This window comes from Kitasatospora sp. NPDC059599 (assembly GCF_042735125.1).
Lineage (GTDB): Bacteria > Actinomycetota > Actinomycetes > Streptomycetales > Streptomycetaceae > Kitasatospora.
Window position 1 is genome coordinate 1 of the sequence record NZ_JBHWCL010000256.1, and the last position, 6726, is coordinate 6726.

Below are 6726 nucleotides of genomic sequence, written 5' to 3' on the forward strand. Positions count from 1 at the left end.
GCCGGACCGTTCCCGCGTCCGCCCGGGGAGCCGGGTCCGCGTTCGATCAGCGCTTCGCGTAGTCCGCGAACCCCTGCCAGTCGATGACCACGCACGGCTCGTCGCCCAGGATCCAGGCGTCGTGCCCGGGTGCGCAGATCATGTAGTCGCCGGGGCCGAACTCCTCCGCCTGGCCGTCGTCCATGACGATCTTCATCCGGCCGGAGACCACGTACCCCGTGTGGGCCGCCTGGCAGCTGTCGGTCTTGGCGATCGGCTTCACGTGCTTGGACCACTGCCAGCCCGGCTCGAACACGGCCCGGCCCACCGGGCCGGCGTCCAGGTTGACCAGGCGCAGCTCGCCCGTGCCCTCCTCGAAGGGACGGACTTCCTCGGGATCCTCGAAGCTCTTGCGGACCAGACCGGACATGGCGCACTCCTCTCCCCGCAGGGAGGACGGCCCGGTCGCCGGCGGTGGCCGCACCGCCCCTGCTGGCCCTTCCAGTCTGCGCCCGGATCGGGGAGCGGTCACGTGGGGTGGCCCGCTCCCCGGGTGGCGCGGAGCGGGTCAGCCCCGGGTGCGGGCCACGCCGATCGGGCAGGCGGCGCCGGTGCCGCCGAGGCCGCAGTAGCCGTTGGGGTTCTTGGCCTCCGACAGGTACTGCTGGTGGTACGGCTCGGCCGGGAAGAACGGGCCGGCCGGGGCGATCTCGGTGGTGATCGGACCGTAGCCGAGCGCGGTCAGGGCCGGCTGGAAGGCGTCCCTGGTGGCCGCCGCGGCCTCGGCCTGGGCGGGGGAGTGGGTGTAGACGGCGGAGCGGTACTGGGTGCCCACGTCGTTGCCCTGGCGGTTTCCCTGCGTCGGGTCGTGCGCCTCCCAGAACGTCTTCAGCAGGCGCTCGTACGACACCACCGCCGGGTCGTAGACCACCCGGACCGCCTCGGTGTGCCCGGTCAGCCCGCTGCACACCTCCTCGTACGTCGGGTTCGGGGTGTAGCCGCCCTGGTAGCCGGCCAGCGTCGTCCAGACGCCGGGCAGCCGCCAGAACGTCCGCTCGGCGCCCCAGAAGCAGCCCAGCCCGAAGTCGGCCACCTCCAGCCCCTCCGGGTACGGGCCGGGCAGCGGGTGGCCGAGCACGGTGTGCGGGTCCCGCAGCTCGAAGGACGGGGCCGCCCGGCCGGGCAGCGCCTGGTCGGCGGGGACGAGCGAGGTCTTGTGGCGGTTGAACAGCACGGCCTGCTCCTGCGGGGTAGGGAGGGTTGCCCCGGATTCAACGCACGGAACGGCTCCCGGATTCCGGGAGCGGTACTTCCGGACGGCGGCGGCCCGCGGCGGCGGCGGTTTCCGCCAGTGCTCCCGGTTCCGGCGAGCGCGCCGACGTACGGCCACTAGGCTCGGAGCCATGACCGAGCACCAGCTTCCCCAGGGCTTCGAGACCCTCGCCATCCACGCGGGTCAGGAAGCAGACCCCCAGACCGGGGCCGTCGTCACGCCGATCTACCAGGTGTCCACCTACAAGCAGGACGGGGTGGGCGGCCTGCGGGGCGGCTACGAGTACAGCCGTAGCGCCAACCCGACCCGTACCGCGCTGGAGGAGTGCCTCGCCGCGCTGGAGGGCGGCGCCCGCGGCCTCGCCTTCGCCTCCGGCCTGGCGGCCGAGGACACCCTGCTGCGCACCATCCTCAAGCCGGGCGACCACATCGTGATCCCCAACGACGCCTACGGCGGCACCTTCCGGCTGTTCGCCAAGGTGCTGACCCGCTGGGGCGTCGAGTTCTCCGTGGCCAACACCCAGGACCTGGCCACCGTCCGCGAGGCGATCCGCCCCAACACCCGCGCGGTGTGGGTGGAGACCCCGTCCAACCCGCTGCTGGGCATCACCGACCTGGCCGCGCTCGCCGAGATCGCGCACGGCGCCGGCGCGCTGCTGGTGGTCGACAACACCTTCGCCAGCCCGTACCTGCAGCAGCCGATCGCGCTCGGCGCGGACGCGGTCGTGCACTCCACCACCAAGTACATGGGCGGCCACTCGGACGTGGTCGGCGGTGCGCTGGTGCTGGCCGACGCGACCCTCGGCGAGGAGGTCGCGTACCACCAGAACGCGATGGGCGCGGTCTCCGGCCCGTTCGACGCCTGGCTGGTGCTGCGCGGCATAAAGACGCTGGGTGTCCGGATGGACCGGCACAGCGCCAACGCGGAGAAGGTTGCCGAGCTGCTGGCGGGCCACTCCAAGGTCAGCCAGGTGCTGTACCCGGGCCTGCCCGAGCACCCCGGCCACGACATCGCGGCCAAGCAGATGAAGGCCTTCGGCGGCATGGTCTCGTTCCGGGTCGCGGGTGGCGAGGAGGCGGCCGTCGAGGTCTGCAACCGCGCGCAGCTGTTCACCCTCGGCGAGTCGCTGGGCGGCGTCGAGTCGCTGATCGAGCACCCGGGCCGGATGACCCACGCCTCGGTGGTCGGTTCGGCGCTGGAGGTGCCGTCCGACCTGGTGCGCGTCTCGGTCGGCATCGAGTCGATCGACGACCTGCTGGCCGACCTCGAGCAGGCGCTGGGCTGAGCCCGTCGGGGTTCTCGGGGTTCACTGCCCCTGCTGGTCCGCCGTGTAGGACTCCATCGCGTGGTTGAAGCGGGCCAGCAGGGCGCAGAACGCCCGTTGCTCCTCCTCCGGCCAGTCGGCCATCAGGCGGCGGGTCAACTCGGCCCGTCCGTCCCGGACTTCGTCGAGGCGTCCGGAGCCGCGGGCGGTCAGTGCGAGCCGCACGGCGCGCCGGTCGGCCGGGTCCTGCACCCGGCCGACCAGCCCGGCCGCGACCAGCGGGGCGACCTGGCGGGTCACCGTGGAGGAGTCCACGCCGAGCGATTCGGCCAGCGCCTTGACGTTGGCCGGCCCGTGCCGCTCCAGTCGGTCGAGCAGCAGGTAGGCGGCCCGGTCCAGCGCTCCGACCCCGCCGCCGGAGGTCCGGACCTGTTCCATGCGGCGGGCGAACACCGCGAGCTGGTACTGGAGTTGGGCGTGCACGGGGTCGGTGCGGTCGGTGGCCTGGGGCGAGGTCGTCGTCATCGCGGCTCACGATCGTCGTGCGGCGAGGGAGGCTCGGAAGCAGCAGCGTACGCGGGCGCGGCGGACCCGGGAACAGGCCCGGCGTGCCGGATTGCCGCCGTCCGGACCTCTAACCTTGGCGACATGCACAACTGGCCGATCACCCTCGACGACGTCCGCGGCGCCCAGAAGATGCTCGCCGGGATCGCCCGGGTGACCCCGATGGAGGGCAGCCGGTACCTGTCCGGGCTGATCGGCGCACCGGTCCACCTGAAGTGCGAGAACCTCCAGCGCACCGGCTCCTTCAAGCTGCGCGGGGCGTACGTGCGGATCGCGGGCCTCTCGCCGGTGCAGCGGGCCGGCGGGGTGGTGGCGGCGAGCGCCGGGAACCACGCCCAGGGCGTGGCGCTGGCGGCCGCGCTGCTGGGGGTGCGCTCGACGGTGTTCATGCCGGTCGCGGCGCCGCTGCCGAAGGTCGCGGCCACCCGCGAGTACGGCGCCGACGTGCGGCTGCACGGCGCCACCGTGGACGAGGCGCTGCTCGCCGCGCAGCGGTACGCGGAGGCGACCGGCGCGGTGTTCATCCACCCCTTCGACCACTGGGACGTGGTCACCGGCCAGGCGACCGTGGGCCTGGAGGTGCTGGAGCAGTGCCCCGAGGTGCGCACCATCCTGGTCGGGGTGGGCGGCGGCGGGCTGCTGGCCGGGATCGCGGCGGCGGTCAAGCCGTTGCGGCCGGACGTCCGGGTGGTCGGGGTGCAGGCGGCCGGGGCGGCCGCGTACCCGCCCTCGCTGGCGGCCGGGCGGCCGGTGTCGCTGCAGCACGTCGCCACCATGGCCGACGGGATCATGGTCGGACGCCCGGGCGACATCCCCTTCGAGGTGGTCAACACGCTGGCGGACGGCATCCGCACGGTCTCCGAGGACGCACTGTCGCGGGCGCTGCTGATCGGCCTGGAGCGGCTGAAGCTGGTGGTCGAGCCGGCCGGGGCGGCCCCGATCGCGGCGCTGCTGGAGCGGCCTGACTCCTTCGAGGGGCCGGTGGTGGCGGTGCTGTCCGGCGGCAACATCGACCCGCAGCTGATGCAGCGGGTGCTGCGGCACGGCCTGGCGGCGGCCGGGCGCTACCTGTCGCTGCGGGTGCGGCTGGCGGACAAGCCGGGGTCGCTGGCGGACCTGCTGGCGGTGCTGACCAGGGTGGACGCCAACGTGCTGGACGTGGCGCACGTGCGGATCGACCCGCGGCTGGGGCTGACCGAGGTCGAGGTGGACCTGCACCTGGAGACCAAGGGCCCGGAGCACTGCGCGGCGGTGGTCGGCGAGCTGCGGGACTCGGGGTACGTCGTCTCCGGCGAGTCCTCCTCCGGTTGACCGGATGCCGCGTGGGACCAGTGGGGCGGGAGTGACCACCGGGTTCCCAGTTGCCGGTGGTTCGGGGCCTGATTGCCGGTCGTTGCTGCGGTCCGGCGCGGCTTCTCCCTGGAACGATGGCGGAGCTGCATCCCTTGACGCGATATATCGCGTACTGGGAGACTCGCGATACATCGCGTTCGAGTCCCGCGGGTCGAAAATCGAGTCGCCCGCGCGCCCGAAAGCGGGGCAGAGTGGGACAGATCGCTCCATACGTCCGAGGAGATGAGGCAGGCCATGGCGCCAGCCATCCAAGCCGAGAACCTGGTGAAGACCTTCGGCGACGTACGAGCCCTGGACGGCGTCAGCCTCGACGTCCCCGAGGGCACGGTGCTCGGGCTGCTCGGCCCGAACGGCGCCGGGAAGACCACCACCGTGCGGGTCCTCACCACCCTGCTCCGCCCCGACTCCGGTCGCGCGGTGGTCGCCGGCGTCGACGTCCTCAAGCACCCCAACAAGGTCCGCAGCCTGATCGGCCTGTCCGGACAGTACGCGGCGGTCGACGAGTACCTCACCGGCTTCGAGAACCTCACCATGGTCGGCGAGCTCTACCAGATGAGCACCCGCGCCGCGAAGGCCCGCGCGCTGGAGCTGCTGGAGTGGTTCAACCTCGCCGAGGCCAAGGACCGCACCGCCAAGACCTACTCCGGCGGCATGCGCCGCCGCCTGGACCTCGCCGCCGCACTGGTCGTCCGGCCGCCGGTGATGTTCCTGGACGAGCCGACCACCGGCCTCGACCCGCGCAACCGGCTCGCGCTCTGGGAGGTCATCGAGACCCTGGTCGAGCAGGGCACCACGCTGCTGCTCACCACCCAGTACCTGGAGGAGGCCGACCGGCTCGCCCACGACATCGCGGTGGTCGACCGTGGCCGGGTGATCGCGCGCGGCACCGCCGACCAGCTCAAGGCCCAGATCGGCGGCGAGCGGATCGAGGTCGTGGTGCACGAGCCCGGCCGGGTCGCCGACGCGGTCGCGGCGATGTCCGGCTACGCGCTGAGCGAGCCGACGGTGGAGAAGAACACCCGCCGGATCACCCTGCCGATCAGCGGCGGCGCCCGGGTGCTCGCCGACGCCATCCGCGAACTGGACGCCCGCGGGATCGAGATCGACGACATCGGGCTGCGCCGCCCGACGCTGGACGACGTCTTCCTCACCCTCACCGGCCACGCCGCCGAGGAGGGGACCGAGGAGGGCGGCGCCGACCCCAAGGCGCGCGGGCGGGGCAAGGGCAAGGGCAAGGGCAAGCCCGGCGGCACGGACGACGCCGGGAGCCGGGGACCGGACAAGCAGGCCGTCGCGGCCGGAAAGGAGCGCTGAGATGAGCACCGCCACCGAGCACGCCATCGGCGCGGCGATGCCCAGGCAGCGCCGGGGGCTGTCCGCCACCCTGCACGACTCCTGGGTGGTCGCCAAGCGCAACCTGCGCCGGATGACCCGCATCCCGGAGATCGTCGTCTTCGGCCTGATGCAGCCGGTCATGTTCGTGCTGCTGTTCTCGTACGTCATGGGCGGGGCGATCAAGATCCCGGGGGCGGACTCCAGCTCCCACACGTACATCCAGTTCCTGATGGCCGGCATCTTCGCCCAGACCGTCACCTTCGCCACCGCCGGTGCCTCGGCCGGCATCGCGGAGGACATGACCAAGGGCCTGGTGGACCGCTTCCGCTCGCTGCCGATGGCCCGCTCCGCGGTGCTGGTCGGCCGCACCCTGGCGGACCTCGTGCAGACCGCGTTCATCGTGGTCGTGCTGGGCCTGGTCGCGCTGCTGGTCGGCTGGCGGATCCACGACGGGGTGCTCAACGCGCTCGCCGCCTTCGGCCTGCTGCTCCTGTTCGGCTACGCCTTCTCCTGGATCGGCGCGCTGATCGGCCTGTCGGTGCGCAGCCCCGAGGCGGCCACCTCGGCCGGGCTGATCTGGCTGTTCCCGCTGACCTTCGTGTCCAACGCCTTCGTGCCGGTCTCCTCGATGCCGGGCTGGCTGCAGGGGGTCGCCTACTGGAACCCGTTCAGCGCCACCGTGCAGGCCTGCCGGGTGCTGTTCGGCAACCAGGTCGGACCGGTGGACAGCGCCTGGCCGATGCAGCACGCGGCGCTGGTGTCGGTGATGTGGTCGGTGCTCATCACGGCCGTGTTCTCGTGGCTGTCGGTGCGCAAGTACCGTTCGGCCACTGCCTGATCGGCCACTGCCTGATCGGCCACTGCCTGATCGGCCACTGCCTGATCGGCCACTGCCTGAGCCACTGCCCGATCGGCCACTGCCCGGAACGCGGAAGGGCGGCCGCGGAGTCCTCGACTC

The 6726-nt window shown here is 72.6% G+C and carries 7 protein-coding genes; 4 read left to right on the plus strand and 3 right to left on the minus strand.

The genetic code is table 11. The features are described 5' to 3' along the window. Positions 1-46: 46 nt before the first annotated feature. Positions 47-409: a cupin domain-containing protein gene (locus ACFV04_RS42860; RefSeq protein WP_360260847.1), complete on the minus strand. Its 363-nt coding sequence runs from the start codon at positions 407-409 to the stop codon at positions 47-49. A gap of 138 nt (positions 410-547) precedes the next feature. Beyond that, positions 548-1213, minus strand: a complete 666-nt coding sequence (msrA, locus tag ACFV04_RS42865; protein WP_360260850.1) for a peptide-methionine (S)-S-oxide reductase MsrA — start codon at positions 1211-1213, stop codon at positions 548-550. A gap of 169 nt (positions 1214-1382) precedes the next feature. Between msrA and ACFV04_RS42870 the strand changes: the two genes are divergently transcribed. Beyond that, the gene (locus ACFV04_RS42870) at positions 1383-2537 is read left to right on the plus strand and encodes a cystathionine gamma-synthase (RefSeq protein WP_360260852.1); all 1155 of its coding nucleotides are present in this window, start codon (positions 1383-1385) and stop codon (positions 2535-2537) included. Positions 2538-2558: 21 nt separating this feature from the next. Here the strand turns inward: ACFV04_RS42870 and ACFV04_RS42875 are convergent, their stop codons facing one another. Then, on the minus strand, positions 2559-3041 hold the full coding sequence (locus tag ACFV04_RS42875; protein ID WP_380536513.1) for a MarR family winged helix-turn-helix transcriptional regulator: 483 nt from the start codon (positions 3039-3041) through the stop codon (positions 2559-2561). 123 nt (positions 3042-3164) lie between these two features. Here ACFV04_RS42875 and ilvA point away from each other — a divergent pair, with 123 nt between their 5' ends. The 3 genes from ilvA to ACFV04_RS42890 all read left to right on the plus strand — a co-directional run bounded on the left by ilvA (position 3165) and on the right by ACFV04_RS42890 (position 6606). Further along, positions 3165-4391 (plus strand): threonine ammonia-lyase, encoded by a 1227-nt coding sequence (gene ilvA, locus ACFV04_RS42880; RefSeq protein WP_380347423.1) that lies wholly within the window; start codon positions 3165-3167, stop codon positions 4389-4391. Positions 4392-4667: 276 nt separating this feature from the next. Beyond that, complete coding sequence (locus ACFV04_RS42885) at positions 4668-5747, plus strand: ATP-binding cassette domain-containing protein (protein ID WP_380347422.1); 1080 nt, start codon at positions 4668-4670, stop codon at positions 5745-5747. Between the two features lies 1 nt (position 5748). Beyond that, on the plus strand, positions 5749-6606 hold the full coding sequence (locus ACFV04_RS42890; RefSeq protein WP_380347421.1) for an ABC transporter permease: 858 nt from the start codon (positions 5749-5751) through the stop codon (positions 6604-6606). Positions 6607-6726: the final 120 nt, after the last annotated feature.